Below are 26,919 nucleotides of genomic sequence, written 5' to 3' on the forward strand. Positions count from 1 at the left end.
GCGGCGCGGTCGCCCCCTCTGTGCCGCCGAGGAGCGCAGCGTTTCGCGGACAAGGGCTCGCGGCTGTTTGAGCGAAGCGAGTTCTGCGAGACCCCGCGAAACACGAGCACCGCAGGGCAGCCGCGAAGCGGCCGGCATCGTGGGGGCGGCCGGGCCGTGCCGCTCGCCGGGCGGAGCCGAAGAAGCAGGAAGAGCATTCATGCAGCCACCTAGTGATGCCCACCGCCCATGTGCGCCCCGATCACATGACGCTCGGCGCCAGCAGCCGATGTCTCGAACACGATCCGCCCCTCGCTCATCACGACGATGCGATCCGCCAGTTCGAGCAGCTCGTCGAGGTCCTCGCTGATGAGAAGGACAGCTCCGCCCTTCTCCCGCACCTGCACGATGCGCGAATGGATCTCCGCGACCGCCGCGAAGTCCAGCCCGAACACCGGGTTCGCCGCGATCAGCACATTGATGTCGCCCGCCAGCTCGCGCGCCAGCACCGCGCGCTGCACGTTGCCGCCAGAAAGGCTGCGGATCGGCGCGCCCTCGCCCCGCGTCTTCACGCCGTACTCGGCGATCCACTCGCGCGCCCTGCTGCGCCAGTAGGGAAAGTTCAGCACGCCCGCGCGCGACAGCGGCGGCCGGTCGAAGTCGCGCAGCGCCATGTTCTCCGCGACGCTCAGATCGCCGACGCAGGCATTGCGCAGTGGCTCCTCCGGCAGGCTGCGCACCTTGAGTTCCCGGTTCTCGGCGCGGCGCGCGGCGTAGGGCTGCCCCATCACGCTGACCTTGCCGGCCAGGCGAGGGCGCTGCCCGACGAGCGCTTCGACCAGCTCGCGCTGCCCGTTGCCGGAGACGCCCGCCACGCCGAGGATCTCCCCGGCACGGACCGACAGGCTCAGCCCGTGCAGCGCCAGCGTTCCGCGATCGCCCTGCGCCTGCAGTCCTTCGACCTGCAGAGCCACCGGCGCACCCGTCGACACGGCCCTTCTCGCGACCGCAGCCTGCGCCGGCGAAGCTGCAGCCTGCTCGCCGCCCATCATGGCCTGCGCCAGCTGCGCCGGACTGGTGTCGGCCACGCGGCAATGGTGCACCGCCCTGCCGCGCCTGAGCACCGTCACGCTGTCGGCATACGACATCACCTCGCGGAACTTGTGCGTGATGATCAGCACCGTGCACAGCCCGCTGCGCGCGAACTCGCGCACGTGGCCGAGCACCTCGTCGGCCTCCTGCGGCGTGAGCACCGAGGTCGGCTCGTCGAGGATCAGGAGGCGCGGCTTCAGGTACAGCTGCTTGAGCAGCTCCAGCTTCTGCTTCTCGCCGGCCGCGAGCTCCGAAGGCCGCACGTCGAGATCGAGGCTGAACGGCGTGGTCGCCAGGAAGGCCTCCAGCTCCGCGCGCTTGCTCTTCCAGTCGATGACCGCGGGCGTCTTGCCGCCGGCAAGCAGCAGGTTCTCGGCCACCGTCATCCCAGGTGCCAGCGTGAAGTGCTGGTAGACCATGCCGATGCCCAGCGCGCGCGCCACGATCGGGTTGGCGATGTCCTGTTCGCGCCCGTCGATCAGGATGCTGCCCTCCTCCGCGCGCTGGAAGCCGGCCACGCACTTCACCAGCGTGCTCTTGCCCGCGCCGTTCTCGCCGAGCAGCGCGTGCACCGTGCCGGGCTCGACGTGCATCGTCACGCGGTCCATCGCCGTGAAGTCGCCGAAGCGCTTGGTGAGCTCGTAGGTGTCGAGCGCGAGCGCACCGCTGCCCGCCGGCAGGCCGCCGATGGCGCGGGGGGAGGAAGACGCGGCGCCCATCGCGGTCAGCCGAGCGCGGCCAGCAGCGCCTGCGATGTGGCGTGCGCGCCGAACACGCCGCCCTGCATCGTGATCATCTTCAGCGCGGCGAGGTGGTTGCCGTAGTCCGTGGCGGCCGTGCAGTCGGACAGCAGCAGGCACTCGAAGCCGCGGTCGTTGGCATCGCGCATGGTGGTGTGCACGCACACGTCGGTGGTGATGCCCGCGAGGATGATGTTCTCGATGCCGCGCGTGCGCAGGATCAGCTCGAGGTGGGTCGCGTAGAACGAGCCCTTGCCGGGCTTGTCGATGATCACCTCGCCCGGCAGAGGTGCCAGCTCCGGAATGATCTCCCAGCCCGGCTCGCCGCGCACCAGGATGCGCCCGCAGGGCCCGTCGTCGCCGATGCCGACGCCGTTCGCGCCGATCTGCCGCGAGCGCCATCGCTTGTTGGCCGGCAGGTCGCCGAGGTCGGGCCGGTGGCCCTCGCGCGTATGGATGATGTGATAGCCCAGCGGCCGCAACGCCGCCAGCGTGCGCGCGATCGGCTGGATCGGCGCCTGCACCAGCGACAGGTCGTAGCCCATCACGTCGACATACCCGCCCTTGCCGCAGAAGTCGGTCTGCATGTCGATGACGACGAGCGCGGTGTTGTCGGGGCGCAGCGCGCCGTTGTAGGGCCAGGCGTAGGGCTCGGCGGCGACGTGGCGTTCGGTGGTATTGGCGATGGAGGTGGTCATGGGTTCATCCTGCGTAGTTGCGCTGCGGCGGCGCGAAGCCGCAACTCGTACCGTCGGTCACCTTCACCTCGGCGCTCCACCGCAGCCTGTAGGTGCCGGCGGCCATGTCGTGCATGTAGGTGTAGGGGCAATCCTGCGCGCCGCCCTTCACCGCGACGTATCCGCGGTGGTAGAGCTGGTAGATGTTGTTCTCCACACCCCAGCCCGTGCGGGCCTCGCGCACGAGGTCGGGGCGCAGTTCGGCGGTGATGATCTCGTCGACGCGGCCGCCGCCCTCGACCAGCACCGTGCCGTCGAAGTTGCAGAACATGCCCTCGCCCATCGAGTCGAAGCTGCCGTCGCTGCCGCACAGGCACACGCTCGCGGTGTAGGCGAGATTGCAGAAGGCGTTGGCCTGGTTGGTGATCTTCCAGGCGTGGCGGATGGGCGCGGTGTAGCCGGCGGTGCGCAGGATGATGTCCGCACCCTTGTACGCGGCCTCGCGCGCCATCTCGGGGAACATGCCGTCATGGCAGATGATGAGCGAGAGCTTGCTGCCGTTGGGTCCATCGCATACCGGAATGCCGAGGTTTCCGGGCTCCCATGGCTCGACCGGCACCCAGGGGTGCAGCTTGCGGTAGTAGAGCCTGATCTCGCCATGGTCGTCGATGATCAGGCCGCTGTTGTACGGGTTGCCGCCGGGGTTGGCCTCCATGATGGAGAAGCAGCCCCAGATGCGGTGTTCGATGCAGGCACTCCTGAAGGCCGACACTTCCGGGCCGTCGAGCGTGCACATGATCTCCGGGTTGGTGTCCATCGAGAGCCCGTGCAGCGCGTACTCCGGGAACACCACCAGGTCCATGGTCGACTGGTTGCGGCGCGCCTTGCCCACCATCTCGCAGATGCGCTGCGCTTGTGCGCGGAGATCGGCCGGTGTCTTCACGTTCGGCAATTGCAGCTGCACGAGCCCGACGACGACGCCGTGCGGCGATTTGTTGAGGCCTCCGAGACCGCTCATGAGGTTCAGCTCCTTGTCGATGAAAGTTCGCCGGGGCTGCCGGCGGCGGCGCTGCCCGGCCTGCAGGTGAGCACGAGGATCACCAGCGTGAGCACATAGGGCACGGTGTTGAAGAGGTGGTAGCCCCAGCCGATGCCGATGGACTGCAGCGCCGGCCCGATGGCTCCGGCCCCGCCGAAGAGCAGCGCGGCGCCCACGCAGCGCAGCGGGCTCCAGCGCGCGAAGATCACCAGCGCCACCGCGATCAAACCCTGGCCGCTGGAAATGCCTTCGTTCCAGCTGCCCGGATAGAAGAGCGTGAGCGATGCACCGCCCAGCCCCGCGATGAAGCCGCCCGCCGTGGTGGCCGCGATGCGCAGGCCCGAGACCGAGTAGCCGAGCGCACGAGTCGCCTGCGCCGAGTCGCCCGCCATGCGCACCAGCAGACCGGCGCGCGTTCGGGCGAAGCCCCACCACAGCAGCACCGCGAGCGCCACGCCCACCGGCACCAGCGCATTGAGCTGCAGGGCCGAACGCACGACGGGGTTGTCGCTCCAGAAGCCCAGCGGGATTGCCGGGATCTGCGGCGCCTGCGGCTGGATCAGCGGCTTGCCGAGATAGAACGCGAGCCCCGTGCCGAGCAGCATCAGCGCGATGCCGGTCGCCACGTCGTTCACACGGTCGAGCGAGCACAGCAGCCCGTGCAGCAGCGCGAGCGCGGCGCCGGCCACCGCGCCGATCAGCACGCCGAGCCACGCGGAGTCGGTGAGGTACGCGCCGCCGAAGGCCGCCATGGCCGACAGCACCAGCACGCCTTCGAGGCCGAGGTTGATGCGGCCCGACTTCTCGGTCAGGCACTCGCCCAGGCTCACGAAGAGGAAGGGCGCGCCCACGCGCAGCGCACCGCCGACGATGCCTGCGATCAGCGCGATCCACTGGTCGGCGGTCATGTGTAGCTCCTTGCCTCGGGCAGCATGCGGTCGCCGAACTTCTTCCAGTTGACCGTGCGCAGGCCCTCGCTCGCGAGGATCAGCACGAAGGCGATGCCCTGCAGCACCAGCACCGACGCATCGGGCAGGCCGAGCCGCCGCTGCAGCAGGCTGCCCGCCGCGCCGAAGCCGCCGAACAGGATGGCCACCGGCACGATGGCCACCGGGTTGTGCCGCGCGATGAAAGAGACGAGGATGCCCGCGTAGCCATAGCCCGCGATCAACGAGGCGTTCGCATTGGTGTGCACTGCCGCCACCTCGATGGCGCCCGCGAGCCCCGCGCATGCGCCGCCGAGCCCGCAGGCCGAAAGAATCAGCCGCGTGGCCGGCAGTCCCACGAGCTGCGCGGTGCGCGGATTGCCGCCCACCACCCGCACCGAGAAGCCCGAGGCCGTGGCGCGCAGCCACCAGCCGAGGCCCAGGCAGGCCACCACGCCGACCACCAGGCCCCAATGCACGTCGGAGCCGCCGATGCCGCCGATCAGCAGCCCGTCGTTCAGCGCGTAGGTCGATGGCTTGTTGAGGCTGGCCGGATCGCGCAGCGGCCCTTCGACCAGGTGCTTGAAGACGCCGATGGCGATGTAGGCCAAGAGCAGGCTGCTGATGGTCTCGTTGATGCCGCGGTACTGGCGCAGCCAGCCCGCGAGCACGATCCACAGCGCGCCGATGACGGCGCCCGCGATGCAGACGATCGCCGTGCCGACGGCGTTGCCGGGCAGCGGCACCGCATGCGCCAGCGCCGCGCAGGCCAGCCCGCCCAGCACCAGCGCGCCCTCGCCGCCGATCACGATGAGGCCCGCGCGCGCAGGCAGCGCCACGCACAGCGCGGTCAGCATCAGCGGTGCCGCGCGCTGCAGCGTGTTCTGCCACGAGAACCAGTCGCCGAACGCGCCCTTGAACAGCGTGGCCCACACCTCCGCCGCGTCGATGCCGGCGAAGGCCACCACCAGCCCGAACAGCAGCAGCGCCGCAGCGATGGCGAACACCGGCAGGGAGAACTCCTTGAGGACACTGCGCATGATGAGGTTTGCTTTCAGGCCAGGGCCGTCGCGGAACCGGCTTCGCCGGGCCGCTGACAGCGCCCTCTTGCAACGGGGGTGGGCGAAGCGCCGCGCAGTGCGCGAAGCCGGGGCGATGTCATCCGATGCTTCCCAGGACGCCTTCGACCAGGTAGTTCATCTTCTCGAGTTCCAGGTCGGTCTGCTTCAGGACCTTGCCCGCGGGCACGACGACCGCGCCCTTGTTGTCCTTGATGCCGTCCTTGAAGATGTCGAAGCTGCCGGCGATCATCTTCGCCTTGATCTCGTCGGCCTGCTTCTTCGCGGCGTCGGGCACCATGGGGCCGTAGGCCGACATCTTCACGTAGCCCTCCTTCAGGCCTCCGCGCAGGAAGTTGGGGTGCGGCTTGCCGGTCTGTGCGGCCTCGATGACGGTCTTGTAGGCAGTGAGCCAGTTCCACTCGGCGCCCGTGAGGTACGCATTGGGCGCCAGCTTGGCCTGACTCGCGTGATAGCCGCAGACCATCTTGCCGCGCTTTGCGGCCGTCTCGACCACCACCTTGGGGCCGTCCACGTGCATGGTGAACACGTCGCAGCCCTGGTCGGCCAGGCTGTTGGTGGCCTCGGCCTCCTTCACCGCCATCGACCAGTCGCCCGTGAAGATCACGCTGCAGGTGATGTTCGGCTTGACCGAGCGCGCGCCGAGCGTGAAGGCGTTGATGTTGCGCAGCACCTGCGGAATGGGCTTGGCGGCGACGAAGGCGATCTTGTTGCTCTTCGTCATGTGCGCGGCGATCACGCCGTTGAGGAACTGGCACTCGTCGATGTAGCCGAAGAAGCTGCCGACGTTCTTCGGATGCTTGCCTTCGGTCCAGAGGCCGCCGCAGTGCGAGAAGCGCACGTCGGGGTTCTTGGGCGCCACCGCGAGGATGTGCGGATCGAAGTAGCCGAACGAGGTGGGAAAGAGCAGGCCCGCGCCGTCCTGCGAGATCATGCCGGTCATGGTCTTCTGCACCGCGGCGGTCTCGGGCACGTTCTCTTCCTCGACTACCTTCACACCGGGCAGCTTCTTGATCTCGGCGGCGGCCATGGCGTGCGCCTGGTTGTAGCCGTAGTCGTCGCGGGCGCCGACGTAGATCACGCCGACGGTGAGCGGCTTGGGCTTGGCCTGGGCGGCGGCGAGCGCACTCCAGCTTCCGAGGCTGCCGGCGGTGCCCAGCGCGGCAAGTGTCTTGAGCGAATCGCGGCGATTGAGATGGCGGGTCATGGCGTTCTCCGTTACAGGTTGGGGTGCAAAAAACGTGCCCTTGCGAGGGCTCAGCCGAGCAGACTCACGTGGGCGGCGACCACGCGCCAGCCTTCGTGCGTGCGCATCCAGGTCTGGCTCTGGCGGCCGGTCTGGAAGCTGCCCTCGCGGCGGAATTCGACGTTCGCGGTCGCGAAGTCGCGGCCGTAGGTGGTGATGACGGTGCTCAGCAGCTCGCGCGGCGGGCTCTGCACGGGCAGCGAGGCGCGGAAGGCCGCGATGTCGGCGTGGCCGTAGTGGTTCTCAGAGAAGCCGTAGCGCAGGGTGTGCGGGCTGTCCCAGAACAGCTCGTCGAGCGTCGCGCGGTCGTTGCCGATGAGCGCCGCCTCGTAGCGCGCGAACACGGCCTGCACTTCGGCGAGCACCTCGGGAATGTTGATTTGGGGCGTCATGACCCATCCTTTCCAGAAATACCGCGGAACCGGCTTTGCCGGGCCGCGGGTACTGCCCCTGCAAGGGGGAAGGCGTGAGCGACACGAAGTGCACGAAGACTGGAGGTGGGTTTCATGCTACCTGCGGACCTCGCGCTGGAAGATGTCGAGGCTGAGCTTCTTCATCGCGACGAAGCTCTCGGTGCTGAGCGTGTCGACGGTGCGCGGGCGCGCGTCGCCGTAGCGCAGGATCTCGGCCACTCTCGTGGGCCGCTTGGTCAGCAGCAGCACCTCGTCGGCGAGGTACACCGCCTCCTCGAGATCGTGCGACACCAGCAGCATCGTGGTGCCGGTCTGCATGAAGACCTCCTGGAGCTTCTCGCGGATGAAGAGCGTCATCTCGAAGTCGAGCGCCGAGAAGGGCTCGTCGAGAAACAGCACTTCGGGGTTGGGCGCGAGCGCACGCATGATCGACGCGGTCTGCTGCTGGCCGCCCGAGAGTTCGTACGGGTAGCGCGCGAGGTCGAACTTCACGTCGAAGGAAGCCACCAGTTCCTCCATGCGCCGGTCGACCTCGGCCTTGCTGCGCCCTTCGAGCTTCAGCGGATAGGCGATGTTGTCGATGGTGCGCATCCACGGGAACATCGCCTCGCGGTAGTTCTGGAACACGTAGCCGATCTTGGTGTCCTTGCGCTGCTTGCCGTCGAACAGGATCTCCCCCGAGTCGATGGGAATGAGCCCCGCGATCATGTTGATGAGCGTGGACTTGCCGCAGCCGTTGGGGCCGAACACCGAGACGATCGCGTGCTTGGGGATGTCGAGGTCGAAGTTCTCGTACAGCGGCCAGCCCGCGAAGTACTTGGTGAGCCCGCGGATTGTGATGTGCGTGCCTGCGGGGCCGGGTTTGAAGGCCGGCTTCGGCACGTCGGCGTACACCGGGCCGTTGAGAACGATTTCGGATGAAGCTCGCATGGATACGCTCCTGTGCTGATCAGTACATGGGCCGACGCGGAAGCGGCTTTGCCGGGCCGCAGGCGGCGCCCCCTTGCACGGGGTTGGCGGCTACGCGAAGCGAGCAGGCCTGGGGGTGGTCCATTACCTTCCGCTCCAGTGCACGATGCGGCGTTCTGCGACCAGGAAGAGGATGTTGAGCGCGTAGCCCAGCGCACCCGCCGAAAGGATCGCCGCGTACATGCTCTTCACGTTGAGCACCTGCTGCGCGTCGATGATCCGGTGGCCCAGCCCGGTGTCGGAGCCGATGAACATCTCGGCCACGATGACGATCACCAGCGCCATCGACACCGCAGAGCGCAGGCCCACGAAGCTGGGCTGCAGGCTTTCCCACACCAGCACGTCCTTGAAGATCTGCCAGCGCGAGGCGCCCATGACGCGCGCCGCCATCACCCGCTGCTTGCGTGCGTTGATGACGCCGTAGGCACTGTTGAACACCACGATGAGCAGCGCGCCGAAGGCCGCGATGGCCACCTTGTTGACGTCGCTCACGCCGAAGATCAGCAGGAACAGCGGAATGAGCGCCGACGACGGCGTGGAGCGGAAGAAGTCGATCAGGAACTCCACGCTGCGGTAGGCCTTCTCGTTGCTGCCCAGCAGCACGCCCAGCGGCACGCCGACGACCGCCGCGATGACGAAGGCCTGCACGGTGCGCCACACGGTCATGGCGAAGTCGGTGAGCAGCGGTCCGCCGGCCAGGCCGGTGACGAGCGCGGAGACGGTGTCGGCGGGCGTGGGCAGCAGGATCGGCTTGATGAAGCCGAGCCGCACCACCAGGTCCCACACGATGAACAGCACCACCGGACCGATGAAGGGCAGCATGCGGTCGCGCAGCGGCGGCTTCGGCGCAGCGGTGGCCGTGCCGGCCGGCGGGGTCCACGGCACGGCCGTGGTCGAGCTTGCGTCGGCCATGGTCGTCAGGCTTTGTAGAGCAGGCCGTCCACCGCCACCTTCTTCTCGAAGATGCCTTTCTCGGTGAACAGGTCGTAGAACTTCTGGAAGTACGCGACGTCGCTCGGCTTGAACTCGTTGTAGAGCATGTACGACGCGAGCGGCACCTCGGCGGTGAGCTTGCCCTCGATGGCGGTGTAGCCCTTCATGAACTGGCGCGCCTCGTCGGGCTTGCTGCGCACCAGCTCCACGCCGCGTGCATAGGCGGCGATGTACTTCTTCGCGACCTCGGGGTTCTTCTTGATGAAATCGCTGGTGAGGCTGGCCGCGCCGCCATGCCACGGGGCCATCGGGTCGCCGAGGATGTATTTGGCGACCACGCCGGCCTCGACGACACGCGTGGTGCCGTTCATGCGGCCCACGGTGCCGGTGGGCTCCAGCGTGTAGCAGGCGTCGACCTGGCCCGCGACCAGCGCGGCCACGTGCTGGCCGATGGGCAGCTCGCTCACGGTCGCGCCCTTGGCGCCCGCGCGCTCCAACATGGTCTTGCACAGGGTGACGTTCTGGATGCCGGGGCCCGACGCGACCTTCTTGCCGGCCAGCTCGGCCACGCTCTTGACGGGGCTGTCCTTGGCGACGATGAATTCGTCGAGCACGTACTTCGCGTTGCTCGGATTGGTGCAGAAGATCTTGAACAGGCCGGGCTGTGCGATCTCGCCGATGGCGAGGTTGGCCGAGCCGGTGCCGTTGGCGCTGCCGTCGCAGCGGCCGGCGAGCATGCCTTCCATCACCTGCTGCGCACCGGCGAACTTCAGCGGCTCCACGTCGAGGCCTGCTTCCTTGAAGTAGCCCTTGTCGACCGCCGCGAAGAACGGCAGGCCCGCGGCCACGGGCCAGAAGCCGATGCGCAGCTTCGCAGCCGCGCCCTGCGCGCGCACGATGGCGGGTGCCGCCAGCACGGCCAGGCCCGCGGCGCCGGCCTGCAGCAGCTGGCGTCGCTGGCGTGCGGCGGGAGAGTTTTGTTGGATGCTCATCGGAACTCCTCTGATCAGTTGGAACTCGGGTTGGCGCGGCTCGCGACGTAGGCGCGCCAGCCGCCGTGATGGGTCACGTCCTGCGCGCCGGCCAGCGCATGGCCTTCGCAGATGAATCCCTTCACCCAGCTGCCGTCGGCCAGCTCGACGCTGCCGAGGCCCAGCGGTGGCGGGATGAGCGCGAGGAAGCTGCCGACCTGCGCGAGCGGCACGGCCCACACCTCCAGCGCGATGGCGGCGCCTTCATCGCCTTCGGCCACGCGCCGCAGTCCGGGCTTGGGCGGCACGGTGCCCGGCAGCGCGTGGAGCCTGTAGGCCGGCGTGGTGGTGGTGGCGCGCATCAACGTGGCGCCGCGCTCGGTCAGCTGGCTGTTGAGCGGCATGCCCGAGAGATGCGCGCCGACGACGGCGATCGGCAGGGTGCCGGCGTCCGGCGCCGCGAGCCCCGGAATGGCGCGCGGTGGCGGCAGAGGCTGGCCTGTCGCGCCTTGCGCGAGGCCGGTGGCATGGTGAAAGCGCTGGCCCAGCTCGGCCAGCGCGAGGTCGCTGCCGCAGGGGCCGATCAGCGTGATGCCGAAGGGCAGGCCGTCCGCGCGCAGGCTGCTGGGCACCGAGAGCGCGGCGTAGTCGAGCAGGTTGACGAAGTTTGTGTAGGCGCCGAGGTTGCGGTTGAGCGCGACCGGATCGGCGCGCATCTGCTCGCGCGTGTAGTGCGTGGGCGCGGTGGGCACGAGCAGCAGGTCGATGTCGCGCCACATCGGCTCGACCTTCTGCGCGATGGCGCGCAGCCGCGCCTGGGCCTCGAACACGTCGGCGGCGTCGTACTGGCGGCCGCTCGCGAGGATGCCGCGCACGGGCTCGACGACGTCGTCGGCGTGCGCGTCGAAGAACTCGCGCACCGCGGCGTAGCGCTCGGCGACCAGGGCGCTCTCGTAGAGCATCCCGGCGGCTTCCGCGAGCGGCGCATAGGCGATGGTGACGGGCGTGCCGCCCATCGCGAGCAGCCGCGCGACCGCATCGCCGAAGGCCTGCTCGGCGGCGGCGTCGCCGAAGAAGCTCAGCCGGTCGGGCACGCCGAAGCGGAAGCGCGCGGGCAGCGGCTCGCGGCGCAGGTCGATGTCTCTCGAATATGGATCGCGCGCGTCGTGGCCCGCGGCTGCGAGCAGCACGTCGACCGCGGTGGCGACGGTGCGCGCGAAGATGGAGACGCAGTCGGCGCTCTGTGCGGCGGGCACGACGCCGAAGGCGCTCAGCAGCCCGCGCGAGGGCTTGAGGCCGACGATGTTGTTGAGCCCGGCCGGCACGCGGCCGGAGCCGGCGGTGTCGGTGCCCAGGGCGAAGTCGACCTCGCCCGTGGCCACGACGTAGGCCGATCCCGAACTGGAGCCGCCCGACACGTAGCGCGCGTCGAAGGCGTTGGGCACCTCGCCATAGGGAGAGCGCGTGCCGTTAAGTCCGCAGGCGAACTGGTCGAGATTGGTCTTGCCGGCCAGCGATGCACCGGCTTCGAGCAGGCGCTGCACCGCGCCCGCATGCACTTCGGGCAGGCGCTCGAAGGCCGGGCAGGCGGCGGTGGTGGGCACGCCGGCCACGTCGATGTTGTCCTTGACCGCGAAGCACAGCCCCGCGAGCGGCAGGGCGAAATCCAGCGCCACCGCGGCGTGCGTGTGCGCCAGGGGCGAGGCGAACCTGGCGATCCAGGCGGCGTCTGGCGTTCCGCTTTTCGGGTTTTCTTCGTGCACCATCTTCAGGCATCCAAACATGTGTACAAGTTGAGATGCAAGCGGCATGCCAGCGCAAAAAGCCGGGAGGGCGCGGATGGGGAACGTGTTCGGATTGGCTCCCTCTCCCGTGGGGAGAGGGTTGGGGCGAGGGCAGGTGCGCAGAACGAAGCGCGGCTTCTATCTGGAGGCCGTCACCCTCACCCCGGCCCTCCCCCCAGGGGAGAGAGAGCAGGAAGCTCAGCTCTTCCTAGCGTCGCGGTAGAGCTTCTCGACCTTGGGCAGGTTCGCCTCGAGCTTCGCGATGCGATCCGGCCCGCTGGGGTGCGTCGACAGGAAGCTCAGGCCGCCCTGGTTCTTCGACGCCGTGGCCATCTTCTGCCACAGCGACACCGACGCCTTCGGATCGTAGCCCGCGCGCGCCGCGAGTTCGAGTCCCACGAGGTCGGCCTCGGTCTCGTCGCTGCGGCTGAACTTGAGCGTGAGCAGCTGCGTGCCGGCGCGCGCTGCCAGGTCGCCCACCTGCCCCCATCCGAGCAGCTGCGCACCGATCGAGAGCGCGGCGCCCGTGCCCGCGCTCTTGGCCAGGCGGGCGCGTGCGTGCTCGCGCAGGGCGTGGGCCATCTCGTGGCCCATCACCATCGCGACCTCGTCGTCGGTGAGCTTGAGCTGATCGAGGATGCCGGTGAAGAAGGCGATCTTGCCGCCGGGCATGCAGAAGGCGTTGATCTGCTTGCTGCCGATCAGGTTGACCTCCCACTTCCAGTCGCGCGCGCGTGCGTTCCACGGCGTGGCGAACGGGATGAGCCGCGCGGCGATGGCCCGCAGGCGCTGCAGCTGCGGATTGCCGTCGCCCGCGAGCGCCCCCTTGGCGCGGGCCTGCGCGAGCAGCTGGCCGTACTGCTGCACGCCGGCCGTCTCGACCTGCTCGACCGGCACGATGTTGCGCGCCACCGAGGCCTTGCCCACGTCGACCTGCGCGAGGGCGGGCTTCGCGAGCACCGCTCCGGCCGCCGCCAGCAGGAAGGCGCGCCGCGGATTCCACGCGGAAGCCACGGAAGGAACGGGAACGGCGGAAAAGGGGCGATCGCATCGTGTGCACATAGGAGCGGGATGATAGGAACAAATGAAGACAAGAAGCCCGGGAACCCGGGCCGTCGCTCATGGACAATCCGGGGCACATGTCCGCCTCGCCCGCAGAAACCCCCACGCCCCCCTCACCGCCCTGGCGCGACGCGCTGAAGGTCTACCTGGAACCCGCCACCCTGCGCATGCTGGCGCTGGGCTTCTCGGCCGGGCTGCCGCTGCTGCTGGTGCTGGGCACGCTGAGCTTCCGCCTGCGCGAGGCGGGCATCGACCGAACCACCATCGGCTACCTGAGCTGGGTCGGGCTGGCCTACGGCTTCAAGTGGGTCTGGGCGCCGCTGGTCGACCGGATGCCGCTGCCGCCGCTGACCACCTTGCTGGGGCGCCGCCGCGGCTGGCTGCTGCTGGCGCAGTGCATGGTCGTCGCGGGACTGGCGGGCATGGCGGTCAACGACCCGCGCCACGGGCTCACGCCGCTGGTCTGGTGCGCGCTGCTGGTGGCCTTCGGCTCTGCCACGCAGGACATCGCGCTCGACGCCTTCCGCATCGAATCGGCCGAGCCGCGCAAGCAGGCCGCGCTGGCCGCCGCCTACCAGACGGGCTACCGGCTCGCGATGATCTGGGCCGGCGCCGGCGTGCTGTGGGTCGCGGCCTGGGCCGAGGTGGCGCCCGCTGCAGCAGCGGCGGCAGCCACGGGTGCCGCGGCCTACCAGAACGGCGCCTGGAAGACGGCCTACCTGGTCATGGCCGCCTCGATGGCCGTCGGCGTGGTCACGGTACTGCTGTCGCCCGAGCCGGTGCCCGGCGCGCCGCCCAAGGCCCGCAGCGCCGCCGAGTGGCTGCGCAACGTGCTGGTCGAGCCCTTTGCCGATTTCATCCGCCGCTACAAGTGGCAGGCCGTGCTGATCCTCTCGCTGATCGCCATCTACCGCATCAGCGACGTGGTGATGGGCATCATGGCCAACCCGTTCTACGTGGACATGGGCTTCACCAAGGACGAGGTGGCCTCCGTCAGCAAGATCTACGGCGTGATCATGACGCTGGTGGGCGCCTTCGTCGGCGGCGTGCTGTCGATGCGCCTGGGCGTGATGCGCGTGCTGATGATGGGCGCCGTGCTCAGCGCGGCCAGCAACCTGCTCTTCGCCTGGCTGGCCACGCGCGGGCACGACCTGACGGCGCTGATCGCGGTGGTCTCGGCCGACAACCTGGCCGGCGGCATCGCCTCGGCGGCCTTCATCGCCTACCTGTCGAGCCTCACCAACATCAGCTACTCCGCCACGCAGTACGCCCTGTTCAGCTCGCTGATGCTGCTGCTGCCGAAGTTCCTGGCCGGCTACTCGGGCGCCTTCGTGGACGCCTACGGCTACAGCAGCTTCTTCGTCGGCACCGCCCTGCTGGGCGCGCCGGTGCTGGTTCTGGTGGCGCTGGCCTCGCGGCTGACGGCGACGGCAAGCCCCCAGGAGCGCCGATAGCGCCCGGCCGTATAGGAAACGGCCGACGCCGCGCCGGCCGCGCTGCTGTTAGGCTGTACCGGTATACATTCGTTTCTTTCAATATCCTTTCCTTCCCGTCGCGCCCCTGCCGTACGCCGCGCGCCGACCGACAGCCCAACACCCCTACAAGATCGTGCCGTCCAGAATCTCTCCTCTTCAGATAAGCGCCTACACGGCCACCAGCGCCGTCGGTGTCGGCAAGGAAGCGCTGGCCGACGCGCTCGCGCAGTCGCGCAGCGGGCTGCGCGCCAACGACTTCGGCGACGCGCCGCTGCCCACCTGGATCGGCCGCGTCGACGGGCTCGAGGAGGCCCGGCTGCCCGAGCCGCTCGCGCAATGGGACTGCCGCAACAACCGGCTGGCCTGGGTGGGCCTGCAGGCCGACGGCTTCATCGAGGCCGTGGCCGCGGCGCGCGAGAAGTACGGCGCCTCGCGCATCGCGCTCGTGCTGGGCACCTCCACCGCCAGCATCGGCGAGACCGAACTGGCCTACACCCAGCTCGACGAGCAGGGCATGTTCCCGCCCTACCAGCGCCGCGCGGCAGTGCACACGCCGCACTCGCTGGCCATGTTCACGCAGCAGCTGCTGGGCATCAGCGGGCCCAGCGAGACGATCTCCACCGCCTGCTCCTCCAGCGCCAAGGTGTTCGCATCGGCCGAGCGGCTGATCCGCCTGGGCCTGGCCGACGCAGCCGTGGTCGGCGGGGCCGACACGCTGTGCGGCAGCGTGCTGTTCGGCTTCAACTCGCTCGAGCTCGTGTCCGCCGAGCCGTGCCGCCCCTTCGATGCCGACCGCAAGGGCATCAGCCTGGGCGAGGCCGCGGGCTTCGCGCTGGTGGAGCGCGTGCAGGCCGGCGCCGACGCGTCGCCGCTGCTCCTGCTGGGCTACGGCGAGGCGAGCGACGCGCACCACATGTCGACGCCGCACCCCGAGGGACTGGGCGCCGAGCGTGCGCTCGACGATGCGCTGGCGCGCGCCGGCCTCGCGCCCGAGGCGATCGACTACATCAACATGCACGGCACCGCGAGCCAGAAGAACGACGAGGTCGAGGGCGCGCTGGTGGCGCGCCGCTTCCCGGCGCGCACGCACGCCAGCTCGACCAAGGGCTTCATGGGCCACACGCTGGGCGCCGCGGGCATCGTCGAGGCCGTCATCAGCCTGCTGGCCATCGAGCGCGGCCTGATGCCCGGCACCGTCAACACGAAGACTCTGGACGAGGGCTTCGGCCCGCAGATCCGGCTGGAGCCGGCGCGCGGCGAGGTGCGCTACGCCCTGAGCAATTCCTTCGGCTTCGGCGGCAACAACTGCTCGCTGGTTTTCGGCAAGGCGCAAGCATGAAGCTCGCCCCCAGGCTCCGCGCACTCCGTGTCGCTCCTCCACCCCCCTTCCGGGGGCAACACCAGTGGCCCGGCAAAGCCGGTTCCCCGGTGTTCCGCGAGAAGGCAATCCAATGACAACCACGACAAGCGCGCCCACCCGCCCCACCCTCTACATCGAAGGCCCCGCCTTCTGGACTCCCACGCTGCCCGGCTGGGACGCCGCGCGTGCGGCCTTCCGCGGCGAAGGCGCGCTGGCCGATCCGCCCGTGAAGCGGCCCTCGCCGCAGGTGCTGGCCCCGGCCGAGCGCCGCCGCGCGCCCGACACGGTGGCGCTGGCGCTCGAGGTGGCCGCGGCGTCCCTCGCCGCCTCGGGCCGCAACGCGGCGGACGTGCCCTGCGTGTTCACCTCGGCGCATGGCGACCTGGCGATCAACGACTACATGTGCAGCACGCTCGCGAACGACCCGAAGATGCTGTCGCCCACCAAGTTCCACAACTCGGTGCACAACGCGGCCGTCGGCTACTGGACCATCGGCACCGGCTGCACGGCGGCGAGCAACGCGGTCTCGGCCTTCGAGCACAGCTTCGCCTCCGGCCTGCTGGAGGCGGCGGTGCAGTCCGCCTGCGACCAGGAACCGGTGCTGCTGGTGGGCTACGACGCGCCGTCGGTGGGCGCCGTGACCTCGGTCACCGACAGCCGAGGCCTGCTCGCGGTGGCGCTGGTCATCGCCAGCGAGCCCAGCGAGCGCACCGTGGCGGTGCTCGACTGGTCGCTCGCCAGCGAGGACGGCAAGGCGCCGGCGGCCACGCCGCCGCGCTCGGAAGCGGCGAAGTCGCTGGCCGAGATCAATCCCATGGCCCTGTCGCTGGGCCTCTTCGAATCGCTGGCCCATCTCGATGACGGCAGCGGCGACGGCGCGGGCACGCCGGTCGACCTGCCGGTTTCCGCGTCCCTGTCGCTGCGGCTGCAGTTGCGGCCGTTTGCGCGGGGCTGAGCCCACGGCCGCTGCAACCGGCGCTATGCTTTTTGCAGCACGGCCGGTTGACAGGGGTTGCCGAGGTTTACCCAACTTTACGGAGCGTTCAAGCCCGCTTGCTCCCGGTGGACGACCATGAAGCGCATGAGCACCCCCCAACTCCTGATGATCGAAGACGACGCCCGCCTGGCGCAGATGGTGGGCGAGTACCTGACGCAGTCGGGCTTCGCTTTCAACCATGCCGGCGACGGCGCCACCGGGCTCGAGCAGCTGCAGCAGCACGCGCCCGACCTGGTGATCCTCGACCTGATGCTGCCGGACACGGACGGCCTCGAGGTCTGCCGCCGCATCCGCGCGCTGCCCGGTCCGCTGTCGAAGGTGTCGGTGCTGATGCTCACGGCCAAGGGCGACCCGATGGACCGCATCATCGGCCTGGAGATCGGTGCCGACGACTACCTGCCCAAGCCCTTCGAGCCGCGCGAGCTGCTCGCGCGCATCCGCGCCGTGCTGCGCCGCCGCTCCGAGAGCGCCACCGAGGCCGAGGCCTCGTCGGTGATGCGCTTCGGCACGCTGGAGATCGACCGCAACGCGCGCACCGTGTCGGTGGGCGGCGCGCTGGCCGACCTCACCTCCTACCAGTTCGACCTGCTGACCGCGATGGCCGAGCGCGCAGGCCGCGTGCTCACGCGCGACCAGATCATGGAAGCCGTGCGCGGGCGCGAACTCGAAGCCTTCGACCGCTCCATCGACGTGCACATGGGCCGCATCCGCGCCGCCATCGAGGTCGATGCGAAGAACCCCAAGCGCATCCTGACCGTGCGCGGCGTGGGCTACGTCTTCGCCAAGCAGCAGGACTGAAGCGGGAACGCAGGAAGGGTTCCGGCAGATGCTGCGCAACCTCTATTCGCGCCACCTCTACGTGCGCATCTGGCTCGCGGTGGTGGGCGGCGTGGTCATCCTCACGCTGATGGCCAACTGGATCGTGCGCGAGGCCGCCGAGGCCGAGCGCGAGCGGCTCGCACCGGTGCCGCGCAACGTGGTGGTGCTGGACGCCCAGGACAAGCCCATCGGCGCGGGCACCGCGCTGCGCGTGCCGGGCCAGGGCCTGGAGTTCGACGTGACGCTCAGCGACGGCAAGGCCATCACGCTGCGCGTGGCGCCGCGCGAGCGGCCCACCGGCACCGGCGGCTTCGCACCGTGGCGCACGCCCTTCGGGCTGGGCTGGATGATCGCGCTGGTGGGCGTGGCGGTGGCGCTGGGCGTGTACCCGATCGTGCGGCGCATCACGCAGCGGCTGGAGTCGCTGCAGCGCGGCGTGCAGCGCTGGGGCGAGGGCGACCTCTCGGTGCGCGTGACAGAAGAAGGGCAGGACGAAGTGGCTGATCTATCCAAACGATTCAACGCGTCGGCCGAACGCATCGAGCAGCTGGTGCGTTCGCACAAGTCGCTGCTGGCCAACGCATCGCACGAGCTGCGCTCGCCGCTCACCCGCATCCGCATGGGGCTGGAGCTGATGGGCGAGCATCCGAGCCAGTCGGCGCGCGAGGAGATATCGCGCAACATCGGCGAGCTCGACCAGCTCATCGACGAGATCCTGCTGGCCAGCCGGCTCGACGCCAGGGAGGCCGACATGGGCACCATCGAGCCGGTCGACCTGACCGGCCTTGCGGCCGAGGAATGCTCGCAGGTCAACGCCGAACTCGACCTGGCCGAGGGCACCGACAACGCCAGCCTCACGGTGCCGGGCGTGTCGCGCCTGCTGCGCCGCGCCATCCGCAACCTGCTGGAGAACGCGCGCCGCTACGGCGCCGGCGAGATCGCGGTGGAGCTCGGCAGCGCCAACGGCTATGCCACCGTGCGCGTGAACGACCGCGGCCCGGGCGTCCCGCCCGCCCTGCGCGAACGCATCTTCGAGCCCTTCTACCGCCTGCCCGGCGCCAGCGAGCGCAACGGCGGCGTGGGCCTGGGTCTGGCGCTGGTGAAGTCGATCGCCGAGCGGCACGGCGGCACCGTGCGCTGCGAGGACCGCCCCGGCGGCGGCGCCAGCTTCGTGATCCGCCTGCCGGCGGCCGCACGCAGCCACTGACAACCCGTTCGCCGATCGTCCCTGCTCCATTCGGGGACGCTGCGGACCCTGCTTCGGCGGGCCGCAGGCGTCGCTCCCGGTGAGGGGGTTGGCGCAGCGACACGAAGTGCGCGAAGCCCTGGGGAAGAGCCAGGTCAGGTTGGCTGCGGGGGCGCCAACCTAAAATCCCGCCCCTATGCAGAGATCGCACATCGTTCGGCCCGCGGCCATGTTCTGGGGGCTGGTGGTGTTCATGCCGGTCGGCGTCACCTATCTTTCAGCCATCGTGCTGCTGCTCACCATGCTGGTGGCAGGCGGCCTCGGCGAGCGCTATGCGCGGCTGCGCGCCAACCCGCTGTGGTGGCCGGTGATGGCCTACTTCGCGTGGACCTTCATCGTGCTGGCCATCGGGCAGCACTATCCCGAGACCGGCTCCAACCTGTTCCACGGCATACGCATCGGCCTCACGATGCTGATGGCGATGGCGCTCACGCGCGAGGAGGCCGTCTGGGCGCTGCGCGGCTTCCTGCTGGTCGCGGCGCTGAACATCGTGCTGGTCATCGTCTTCTACGCGGTCGGCGGCTTCAACATCTGGTCGCCGCTGCGCGCGGTGGTGATGGAGGTGGGCAACAAGTCGATCAGCAATGCGCTGCTGTTCAGCGTGGTGGCCTCCACCGCCGCCGTATGGGGTATCGCGCAGATCGCCGCCCACAGGCCGCTGCGCGCCATTCCGGCCTTCGTGCTGATGCTCGGCCTGGGCCTGGTGGTGGCGCTGCCGCTGACCTCGCGCACCTCGGTGCTGGCGCTGCTGCTGGTGATCCCGGTGGTCTGCGTCCACCAGTGGCGCAACCACCTGAAGATGCTGGTGGGCGCGCTGGTGCTGGGTGCCGTGGTGATGGGCGCCGGGCTCTACCAGCTGCCGCAGCTGCAGCACAAGGTCGAAGTGGGTGTGCAGGAACTCGAGGAGGCGCAGGCCGGCGCGGTCTTCAAGGGCAGCTGGGCCATCCGCTACTACATGTACCGCGACACCGGCCTCATGATCGCCGACCGACCGCTCACCGGCTGGGGCATCGGCGGCTGGACCGACCAGTGGCACAAGCGCGGCCCCGCCCTGCTGGCCGACTCGAACATGCCGCACAACGACTTCCTGTGGGTCGGCGCGCAAGGCGGCCTGCCCGCGCTGCTGAGCCTGCTCTTCATCATGGTCGCCGCCGTCTGGCAGGCATGGAAGCGGCCCGACATCGCCGGCCGCTACGCGCTGGCTGCGACGCTGATCGCGCTGATCGCCTCGAGCGTGAACTCGGCCATGCGCGATGCGCAGATCGGCCTGGCGCTCCTGTTCATTGCGATGGTCTACCTGCGGCTCGCGCAGGAGAAGAACGATCCGGCCCCTTGGCGCGGGCTGTGGCCCTCGCGCCTCAAAAACCTGGAGCGCCTGGAAAAAGACCCCGCCCGCCCGGTTGCCTGAAGAGGCATCGGACGGCCGGGGCCGTTCGGTTCAGCGGCGCTGGGGCTCGCCGGGCTCAGTGCCGCGCCGACACCGCCTCGCCGGCCTTCAGCCGGTACACCGTGCCGCAATACGGGCACTTGGCCTCGCCGGTGCGCGCCACGTCGAGGTAGACCTTCGGGTGGCTGTTCCAGAGCTTCATGTCGGCCTTGGGACTGGGGCAGAAAACGCCGCCCTGATGATTGAGCTCCTTGGCCAGGAGTTCGACTACTGCATTGGTGGACATGGGATCGTTCTCTTCTGCTCAGACTTTGGTGAGCCAGTGTGCGTACTTGGGATTCTTGCCGTTCACGATGTCGAAGAAGGCCGCCTGGATCTTCTCGGTGATCGGGCCGCGCGCGCCGCCGTCGCCGCGGTTGCCGATCTCGATGCGGTCGAGCTCGCGGATCGGCGTGACTTCTGCGGCCGTGCCGGTGAAGAAGGCTTCGTCGGCGACGTAGACCTCGTCGCGCGTGATGCGCTTCTGCACCAGTTCCAGGCCCAGGTCCTTGCACACGTGCAGGATGGTGTTGCGGGTGATGCCGTTGAGCGCGCCGGCCGACAGGTCGGGCGTGTAGACCACGCCGCCCTTGACCACGAAGATGTTCTCGCCCGCGCCTTCCGACACGAAGCCGCTCGCGTCGAGCAGCAGCGCCTCGTCGTAGCCGTCGTCCAGCGCTTCCATGTTGGCCAGGATCGAGTTGGTGTAGTTGCTCACCGTCTTGGCCTGCGTCATCGTGATGTTGACGTGGTGGCGGGTGTAGCTCGAGGTCTTCACGCGGATGCCGCGCTTCATGCCCTCTTCGCCCAGGTAGGCGCCCCAGGACCAGGCCGCGACCATGGCGTGCACCTTGTTGCCCTTGGGGCTCACGCCCAGCTTCTCGGAGCCGATCCAGATCAGCGGGCGCAGGTAGCAGCTCTCGAGCTTGTTCTCGCGCACCACCTGCTTCTGGGCCTCGTTGAGCTGCTCCTGCGTGAAGGGAATCTTCATGCGCAGGATCTTGGCGCTGTTGAACAGGCGCTCGGTGTGCTCGGCCAGGCGGAAGATCGCGGTGCTGCCGTCGGCCGTCTTGTAGGCGCGCACGCCCTCGAAGGCGCCGCAGCCGTAGTGCAGCGTGTGGCTCAGCACGTGGATCTTGGCGTCGCGCCAGTCCACGAGTTCGCCGTCCATCCAGATCTTGCCGTCACGGTCGTCCAGCGAGGGGGGGATCGAGCTCATTTCCTGATTCCTTTGGGATCGGTGTGGGGGTGCGACAGGAAGGGAAGTCGCAAAAGCTTGCGATTTTACGGCGCCGGGCCGAACAGGCTGCCCGACAATGGCCGGCTGTCCAAACCGTTGGAAAAAGGGTTTCCGTGTCCGTATTCAAGAACGTCATCGTCTATCGCATCGAACCCGCCTGGTCCCAGACACTGGCCGAGGCGGAGGAAGGCCTGGGCAGGCAGCGCTTCGAGCCCTGCGGCCCCTCGCAGGAGAAGTCCGCCGGCTGGATCGAGCCGCGCGGCGAAGCCAACGGCCCGTTGATCGAATCCATCGACGGCCAGTGGCTGGTCGAATACATGATCGAGAGCAAGCAGGTGCCCGGCTCGGTCGTGCGCCGCAAGGTCGACGAGCGCTGCGCCCACATCGAGGCCACCACCGGCCGCAAGCCCGGCAAGAAGGAAAAGAAGGAGCTCAAGGAAGACATCACCCTGGAGCTGCTGCCCATGGCCTTCACGCGCACCGCCCGCGTGACCGTGTGGATCGACAAGGCCGAGAACCGCCTGGTGATCAACACCGGCAACGCCTCGCGCGCCGACGAAGTGGTCACCAGCCTCGTGAAGTCGCTCGACGGCTTCGCGGTGGCACTCATCAACACCCAGGTCGAGCCTGCCGCCGCCATGGCCAACTGGCTGCTCACGCAGGAGCCGCCGGCCGGCTTCACCATCGACCGCGAGTGCGAGCTCAAGGCCAGCGACGACTCCAAGGCCGTGGTGCGCTACGCCAAGCACCCGCTGGACATCGACGAGGTGAAGCAGCACATCACCGACGGCAAGCGCCCCACCCGCCTCGCGCTGACCTGGGACGACCGCGTGTCCTTCGAGCTCACGCACGGCCTGCTGATCCGCAAGATCGCCTTCCTCGAAGGCACGGGCGACGGCGCGGCCGGCGGCAAGAAGGAAGACAACTTCGACGCCGACGTGGCCATCGCCACGGGCGAGCTGGGCCAGCTGGTGCCCGCGCTGCTCGATGCGCTGGGCGGCGAGGCGGCTTTCTCTGCAGCAGCGCCGGACGAAACACCCAAGCCCGCTGCTGCAGCCGCGCCCACGACGACCGTGCCGGCCGATGCGCCCGAGGAGGAAGACGCGCCGTTCTAGGTCTTAGATCAAGGCGCACCGAAGGCGTGAGGAAGCCGTAGCGAGCAGCCCCAGCTTGCATCGAGGACCGGAACCGTACTTGCGTGCGGCGAGGACCGCAGATGCGAGACCGGGTTGCGCAGCAGGTTTGTTCACGTCTTCGCCAGGTAGGTCTGCGCCAGGCGCACCCAACAGGCGGCACCCAGCGGCAGCACTTCGTCGTTGAAGTCGTAGCCGGGGTTGTGGACCATGCAGCCGCCGAATTCGCCCTCGCCGTTGCCCAGCAGCAGGTAGCAGCCCGGCAGTTCGGAGAGCATCCAGGCGAAGTCCTCGCTGCCCGAGAAACCCTTGGGCGCCTGCCTGACGACATTCTCCTCGCCCACCAGCTCGGCGCACACCTGCGCCGCAAGCTCGGTCTCGGCGGCGGTGTTGACCACCGGCGGCACGAGCTGGCGGTAGTCGATGTCGGCTTCCACGCCGTGCGCCTGCGCGGTGAGGCTCACGATCTCGCGGATGCGCTGCTCGACCAGCGCGCGCGTCTCGGGCCGCGCCGCGCGCACGTTCAGGCCCAGCGACACCGACTGAGGGATCACGTTGTGCGTGGCACCGCCGCGGATGAAGCCGACCGACACCACCGCCGTGTCGTCGGGCGCCACGTTGCGCGCCACCACCGTCTGCAGGGCCGTCACCACCGCCGCGGCGGCCGCGACCGGGTCGCGCGCGCGGTGCGGCATGGCGCCATGCCCGCCCACGCCCTTGATGGTCACGTCGGCCACGTCGGACGACAGCGTGACCGGGCCTTCGATCGCCATCATCGTGCCCACCGGCACGCCGGGCGCGTTGTGCAGCGCGTAGACCGCGTCGCAGGGGAAGCGCTCGAACAGGCCGTCCTCGATCATGGTGCGCGCGCCGCAGAGGTTTTCTTCATCGGGCTGGAAGATCAGGTTCAGCGTGCCGTCGAAGTTGCGCGCCTTCGCCAGCGCCCTGGCCGCTGCCAGCAGGATGGCCGTGTGGCCGTCGTGCCCGCAGGCGTGCATGCGCCCGGCGTTGCGGCTGGCGTACGGCAGGCCGGTGGCCTCGGTGATGGGAAGCGCGTCCATGTCGGCGCGGATGCCCAGGCGGCGCGTGCCGCTGCCGAGCCTGAGCTGCGCCACGATGCCGGTGCGGCCGATGCCGGTGTGCACCTCGTAGCCCCAGCTGCGCAGCAGGTTCGCGACCAGCTCGCTGGTGGCGTTCACCTCGAAGCCGAGCTCGGGGTTGGCGTGGATCTGCCTGCGGATGTCGACGAAGGCCTGCGTGTCGACGTCGGCCTGCGGCAGCAGGCGCGACAGGAGCTTGTGGGTCTGGGGGCTGAGTTGGCGGGTCATTCGTGGAGCTTCCTGCTTGTGATCGTCGTGAGGTTCATGCCGCCTTGCGTTCGCGCAGGCTCAGCAGCGCGCAGAGGCTGATCACCCCGCAGGCCATCATGTAGAAGGCCGGCGAGAGGGGGTTGCCGGTCTTGGCGAGCAGCCAGGTCACGATGAACTGCGAGGAGCCGCCGAACACCGTCACGCCCACGCTGTAGATCACCGAGATGCCGCTGGCGCGCACGCCGGCCGGCAGCATCTCCAGCAGCATCAGGAACATGGGCGTGGTGCCGATGTTCACGCTCGCGGTGAGCAGCGCAGAGAGTGCCAGCACCAGCGGCACGCTCGGGTACTGCCCGATGAGCCAGAACACCGGGTACACCGCGATCACGCTGAAGAGCAGCGAGCCGACCACCAGCGGCTTGCGGTTCGGCAGCCGGTCGGCCAGCCGGCCCGCCACCAGCGACACCGCGAACAGTGTGATGCCCGTGACGCAGCCCGACAGCAGCGAGAGCGACGGCGGCATGTGCAGCACGCGGATCATGTAGGTGGGCATGAAGAACACCACGAGGTACATCGTGGCCGTGCCGGCCGTGGTCGCCAGGATGCCCTTGAGCACCAGTCCGCCGTGGTTGCGCAGCAGCCGGCCGATGGGGCTGGCCTCGTGGCTCTCGGCAACGTGCGTCTCTTCGAGGTGTGCGCGGATGTAGAGACCCACCGGCGCGATCAGCAGCCCCAGCAGGAATGGCAGCCGCCAGCCCCAGCTCTCCAGCGAGGCCTGCGGCAGCGCGGCATACAGCGCGGCGCCGGTGAGTGCGCCCAGCAGCGCCGACACGCCCTGGCTCGCGAGCTGCCAGCTCACGCGGAAGCCGCGGCCCTTCACGCCGCCCGCCTCCATCAGCATCGACGTGGCAGCGCCCACCTCGCCGCCGAGCGAGAAGCCCTGCAGCAGCCGGCCCGCGAGGATCATCAGCGAGCCGAACACGCCGGCCGATGCATACGGCGGCGCGAACGCGATGCACAGCGTGCCGAGCACCATCAGGCCGATGGTCAGCGTCATCGCGGCCTTGCGGCCCTTGCGGTCGGCGTAGTTGCCGATGATCACGCCGCCCAGCGGCCGCATCACGAAGCCGATGCCGAAGGTGGCGACGGCCAGCAGCAGCGAACCGTAGGGGCTGTCGGAGGGGAAGAACAGCTTGCCGATCAGCAGCGAGAAGAAGCTGTAGACGGTGAAGTCGTACATCTCCAGCGCGTTGCCCAGCGAGCAGGCGGCGATCAGGCGGAACTGGCTCTGCTTTGCCTTGCCGTGCGCCGCGGCGCCAGTTGAAGAAGAGCCCAGGATCGGGCTTGCGGGCAATGCGGCTTCGCTCATCTAATGTCACTCCAACGTACAGGTTGCGGTGGGCCTCCGCATCGACCGTCGGCCCGTTCGCGGCGGAGTATTCAGGCAAAGCGCTGCGGCGAAGAATCACAAATTTTCATGCTGATAACCAAACGGCATCCCCGTCATAAACAGGCGCCCGAAGCCATCGGGACAAGCCCCAGGAAGCCACTTTTCGAAAGCGCCGCACCACGATGAAGCTGCAACAGTTGCGCGTACTGCTGGCCGTGGCGCAGCACGGCAGCATCCACGAGGCCTCCCGCAGCCTGCACACCACCCAGCCTGCGCTGTCGAAGACCATCTCGGAGCTGGAGCGCGAGCTCGGCGTCACGCTGATGTCGCGCTCCACGCGCGGCGTGAGCCTCACGGCCTACGGCGCGGCGCTGGTCAAGCGCGCGAGCGTGGTCGAGCAGGAGCTGCGGCATGCGCTGGAAGACATCGAGGCGATCCGCGGACACGACGAGGCGCAGCTCAACATCGGCTTCACCGCCGTGGCCTCCAGCGGCCCGCTGCCCGATGCGATGGCCTCGTTCCGCAGGCGCTTTCCGAACGTGGCGCTGCGCGGCTTCGAGCTGCGGCCGCAGCAGATCTTCGAGGGCCTGCGCGAAGGCCGGCTCGACCTGGGGCTGGTCTCCACCTGCAACGGTCCGGGCACCAACGCGTTCCAGTGGGAGCCGCTGTTCTCGGTGGCCATGCACCTGTCGGTGCGCATCGGCCATCCGCTGCGGCGCGTGCGCAGGCTTCAGCCGCTGGTGGACGCCGACTGGCTGGTGCTCGACCCCATCGACGATGCGGGCAGCCCGCTGGTGAGCATGATGAACATGCACGGGCTGGAGATGCCCAGGCGCATGGTGCACAGCGCCTCGAACCTGCTGGGCCTGCAGCTGGCCACGCAGACCGACCTGATCAGCATGTGGTCGGACTTCGTGTTCCACGGGGCGGGGCCGCTGCGGCTGCAGCCGCACCTGCTGGAGAAGCTGCCGATCACCGACGAGCTGCCGGACTTCGACGTGTTCCTGGTCTACCGCTCGGCCGACCTGATGACGCACGCATGCGCCGAGTTCGCGAAGGAGGCGCGGCACCAGGCGAAGGCCAATCCGCCCTGGCGGCAGCCCGGGCGCAAGGGGAGCGCAGCCTAGGCCGCGGTGTTGTTGCCCTCGTCGTCGGCCGGCGTTTCGGGGCGGGTGAGGGTCCAGCTCTGCAGCTTGCCGCCGTTGAACACGGTGTCGACATACGAGCCGCCGCCGTCGGTCCAGCGGTAGTGCTCGGGCTGTTCGTCCTTGGGCGAGCGCAGTTCGCCGAGGGCGCGCGTCATCGCGATCACGTGCATCAGCGTCACGCCCGGCTTGAGCTTGGCGTTGAGCATCACGGCGCTGGCCACGTAGCCCACGGGCCGCTCGGCCGCGCGCTTGAGCACCTGCATGGCGCGGTTGAAATGGAGCAGCAGGAACATCACGATCGCGCCGCCGGCCAGGGCGACACCGCCCCATCCACCCGCGCGCCAGGCCAGCGCCATGACGACGATGGCGCCCAGAGGCAATAGAAAGTTCTTGAAATTCATGGCGCGCATTGTCGCCGCCCCTCGAGTGCCCCTTCGAAGTAGCCACCCCGACTACCGCAAGGGG

At 69.1% G+C, this 26,919-nt stretch carries 25 protein-coding genes; 8 read left to right on the plus strand and 17 right to left on the minus strand.

The features are described from left to right. Positions 1-209: 209 nt before the first annotated feature. The 12 genes from FHY06_RS17000 to FHY06_RS17055 all read right to left on the minus strand — a co-directional run bounded on the left by FHY06_RS17000 (position 210) and on the right by FHY06_RS17055 (position 12,910). A complete protein-coding gene (locus tag FHY06_RS17000) occupies positions 210-1,790 on the minus strand; it encodes an ABC transporter ATP-binding protein (RefSeq protein WP_184605849.1) in 1,581 nt (526 codons plus the stop codon). 5 nt (positions 1,791-1,795) lie between these two features. Next, positions 1,796-2,509 (minus strand): biuret amidohydrolase, encoded by a 714-nt coding sequence (gene biuH / locus FHY06_RS17005; protein ID WP_184605850.1) that lies wholly within the window; start codon positions 2,507-2,509, stop codon positions 1,796-1,798. A 4-nt stretch (positions 2,510-2,513) separates the two neighbouring features. After that, on the minus strand, positions 2,514-3,506 hold the full coding sequence (locus tag FHY06_RS17010; RefSeq protein WP_184605851.1) for a formamidase: 993 nt from the start codon (positions 3,504-3,506) through the stop codon (positions 2,514-2,516). 5 nt (positions 3,507-3,511) lie between these two features. Then, positions 3,512-4,435 carry an ABC transporter permease gene (locus tag FHY06_RS17015; protein WP_019655398.1) on the minus strand — a complete coding sequence of 308 codons (924 nt, stop codon included), beginning with the start codon at positions 4,433-4,435 and terminating at the stop codon, positions 3,512-3,514. After that, positions 4,432-5,493, minus strand: coding sequence for an ABC transporter permease (locus FHY06_RS17020; protein ID WP_145760272.1), 1,062 nt, complete (start codon positions 5,491-5,493; stop codon positions 4,432-4,434). Before FHY06_RS17020 ends, FHY06_RS17015 begins: the two co-directional genes overlap by 4 nt. 118 nt (positions 5,494-5,611) lie before the next feature. Then, a complete protein-coding gene (locus FHY06_RS17025) occupies positions 5,612-6,739 on the minus strand; it encodes a BMP family ABC transporter substrate-binding protein (RefSeq protein WP_184605852.1) in 1,128 nt (375 codons plus the stop codon). 50 nt (positions 6,740-6,789) lie between these two features. After that, complete coding sequence (gene hpxZ / locus FHY06_RS17030) at positions 6,790-7,170, minus strand: oxalurate catabolism protein HpxZ (protein ID WP_184605853.1); 381 nt, start codon at positions 7,168-7,170, stop codon at positions 6,790-6,792. Positions 7,171-7,287: 117 nt separating this feature from the next. After that, positions 7,288-8,121, minus strand: a complete 834-nt coding sequence (locus FHY06_RS17035) for an ABC transporter ATP-binding protein (RefSeq protein WP_019655394.1) — start codon at positions 8,119-8,121, stop codon at positions 7,288-7,290. Positions 8,122-8,244: 123 nt separating this feature from the next. After that, positions 8,245-9,072, minus strand: coding sequence for an ABC transporter permease (locus tag FHY06_RS17040; RefSeq protein WP_132800162.1), 828 nt, complete (start codon positions 9,070-9,072; stop codon positions 8,245-8,247). 5 nt (positions 9,073-9,077) lie between these two features. Further along, on the minus strand, positions 9,078-10,085 hold the full coding sequence (locus FHY06_RS17045; protein WP_019655392.1) for an ABC transporter substrate-binding protein: 1,008 nt from the start codon (positions 10,083-10,085) through the stop codon (positions 9,078-9,080). Positions 10,086-10,099: 14 nt separating this feature from the next. Then, a complete protein-coding gene (gene atzF, locus FHY06_RS17050) occupies positions 10,100-11,830 on the minus strand; it encodes an allophanate hydrolase (RefSeq protein ID WP_184605854.1) in 1,731 nt (576 codons plus the stop codon). 216 nt (positions 11,831-12,046) lie between these two features. After that, positions 12,047-12,910 (minus strand): M48 family metallopeptidase, encoded by an 864-nt coding sequence (locus FHY06_RS17055; protein ID WP_026346467.1) that lies wholly within the window; start codon positions 12,908-12,910, stop codon positions 12,047-12,049. A gap of 59 nt (positions 12,911-12,969) precedes the next feature. On the opposite strand from FHY06_RS17055, the gene FHY06_RS17060 reads away from it, so the two are divergent. The 6 genes from FHY06_RS17060 to FHY06_RS17085 all read left to right on the plus strand — a co-directional run bounded on the left by FHY06_RS17060 (position 12,970) and on the right by FHY06_RS17085 (position 20,215). Then, entirely contained in the window at positions 12,970-14,364 is a 1,395-nt protein-coding gene (locus FHY06_RS17060) for an AmpG family muropeptide MFS transporter (RefSeq protein WP_019655388.1), read from the plus strand. Between the two features lie 154 nt (positions 14,365-14,518). Further along, complete coding sequence (locus FHY06_RS17065; RefSeq protein WP_184605855.1) at positions 14,519-15,724, plus strand: beta-ketoacyl-[acyl-carrier-protein] synthase family protein; 1,206 nt, start codon at positions 14,519-14,521, stop codon at positions 15,722-15,724. A 112-nt stretch (positions 15,725-15,836) separates the two neighbouring features. After that, entirely contained in the window at positions 15,837-16,700 is an 864-nt protein-coding gene (locus tag FHY06_RS17070) for a beta-ketoacyl synthase chain length factor (RefSeq protein ID WP_126184137.1), read from the plus strand. A gap of 117 nt (positions 16,701-16,817) precedes the next feature. Further along, positions 16,818-17,540 (plus strand): response regulator, encoded by a 723-nt coding sequence (locus tag FHY06_RS17075; protein WP_126184138.1) that lies wholly within the window; start codon positions 16,818-16,820, stop codon positions 17,538-17,540. Between the two features lie 28 nt (positions 17,541-17,568). After that, positions 17,569-18,768 carry an ATP-binding protein gene (locus FHY06_RS17080; RefSeq protein WP_126184139.1) on the plus strand — a complete coding sequence of 400 codons (1,200 nt, stop codon included), beginning with the start codon at positions 17,569-17,571 and terminating at the stop codon, positions 18,766-18,768. A 175-nt stretch (positions 18,769-18,943) separates the two neighbouring features. Then, positions 18,944-20,215: an O-antigen ligase family protein gene (locus FHY06_RS17085; protein WP_126184140.1), complete on the plus strand. Its 1,272-nt coding sequence runs from the start codon at positions 18,944-18,946 to the stop codon at positions 20,213-20,215. Positions 20,216-20,270: 55 nt separating this feature from the next. Here FHY06_RS17085 and FHY06_RS17090 read toward each other — a convergent pair whose 3' ends face one another. Continuing rightward, positions 20,271-20,480: a zinc-finger domain-containing protein gene (locus FHY06_RS17090; protein WP_013538728.1), complete on the minus strand. Its 210-nt coding sequence runs from the start codon at positions 20,478-20,480 to the stop codon at positions 20,271-20,273. 18 nt (positions 20,481-20,498) lie between these two features. After that, positions 20,499-21,452, minus strand: coding sequence for a branched-chain amino acid transaminase (locus FHY06_RS17095; RefSeq protein ID WP_019658018.1), 954 nt, complete (start codon positions 21,450-21,452; stop codon positions 20,499-20,501). 134 nt (positions 21,453-21,586) lie between these two features. On the opposite strand from FHY06_RS17095, the gene FHY06_RS17100 reads away from it, so the two are divergent. Next, on the plus strand, positions 21,587-22,588 hold the full coding sequence (locus tag FHY06_RS17100) for a recombination-associated protein RdgC (protein ID WP_019658017.1): 1,002 nt from the start codon (positions 21,587-21,589) through the stop codon (positions 22,586-22,588). Between the two features lie 131 nt (positions 22,589-22,719). Here the strand turns inward: FHY06_RS17100 and FHY06_RS17105 are convergent, their stop codons facing one another. Continuing rightward, the gene (locus FHY06_RS17105; RefSeq protein WP_184605856.1) at positions 22,720-23,934 is read right to left on the minus strand and encodes a M20 aminoacylase family protein; all 1,215 of its coding nucleotides are present in this window, start codon (positions 23,932-23,934) and stop codon (positions 22,720-22,722) included. A gap of 34 nt (positions 23,935-23,968) precedes the next feature. Next, positions 23,969-25,285 carry an MFS transporter gene (locus FHY06_RS17110; protein WP_184605857.1) on the minus strand — a complete coding sequence of 439 codons (1,317 nt, stop codon included), beginning with the start codon at positions 25,283-25,285 and terminating at the stop codon, positions 23,969-23,971. A gap of 203 nt (positions 25,286-25,488) precedes the next feature. Here FHY06_RS17110 and FHY06_RS17115 point away from each other — a divergent pair, with 203 nt between their 5' ends. After that, entirely contained in the window at positions 25,489-26,433 is a 945-nt protein-coding gene (locus FHY06_RS17115; protein WP_184605858.1) for a LysR family transcriptional regulator, read from the plus strand. On the opposite strand, the gene FHY06_RS17120 is transcribed toward FHY06_RS17115, so the two are convergent. Then, positions 26,430-26,864, minus strand: a complete 435-nt coding sequence (locus FHY06_RS17120; RefSeq protein WP_126184143.1) for a glycerate kinase — start codon at positions 26,862-26,864, stop codon at positions 26,430-26,432. The two genes, FHY06_RS17115 and FHY06_RS17120, sit on opposite strands and share 4 nt — an antisense overlap. Between the last annotated feature and the right edge of the window lie 55 nt (positions 26,865-26,919).

It is taken from the genome of Variovorax atrisoli (assembly GCF_014195185.1).
In the GTDB taxonomy this organism is placed as follows: Bacteria; Pseudomonadota; Gammaproteobacteria; order Burkholderiales; family Burkholderiaceae_C; genus Variovorax; species Variovorax atrisoli.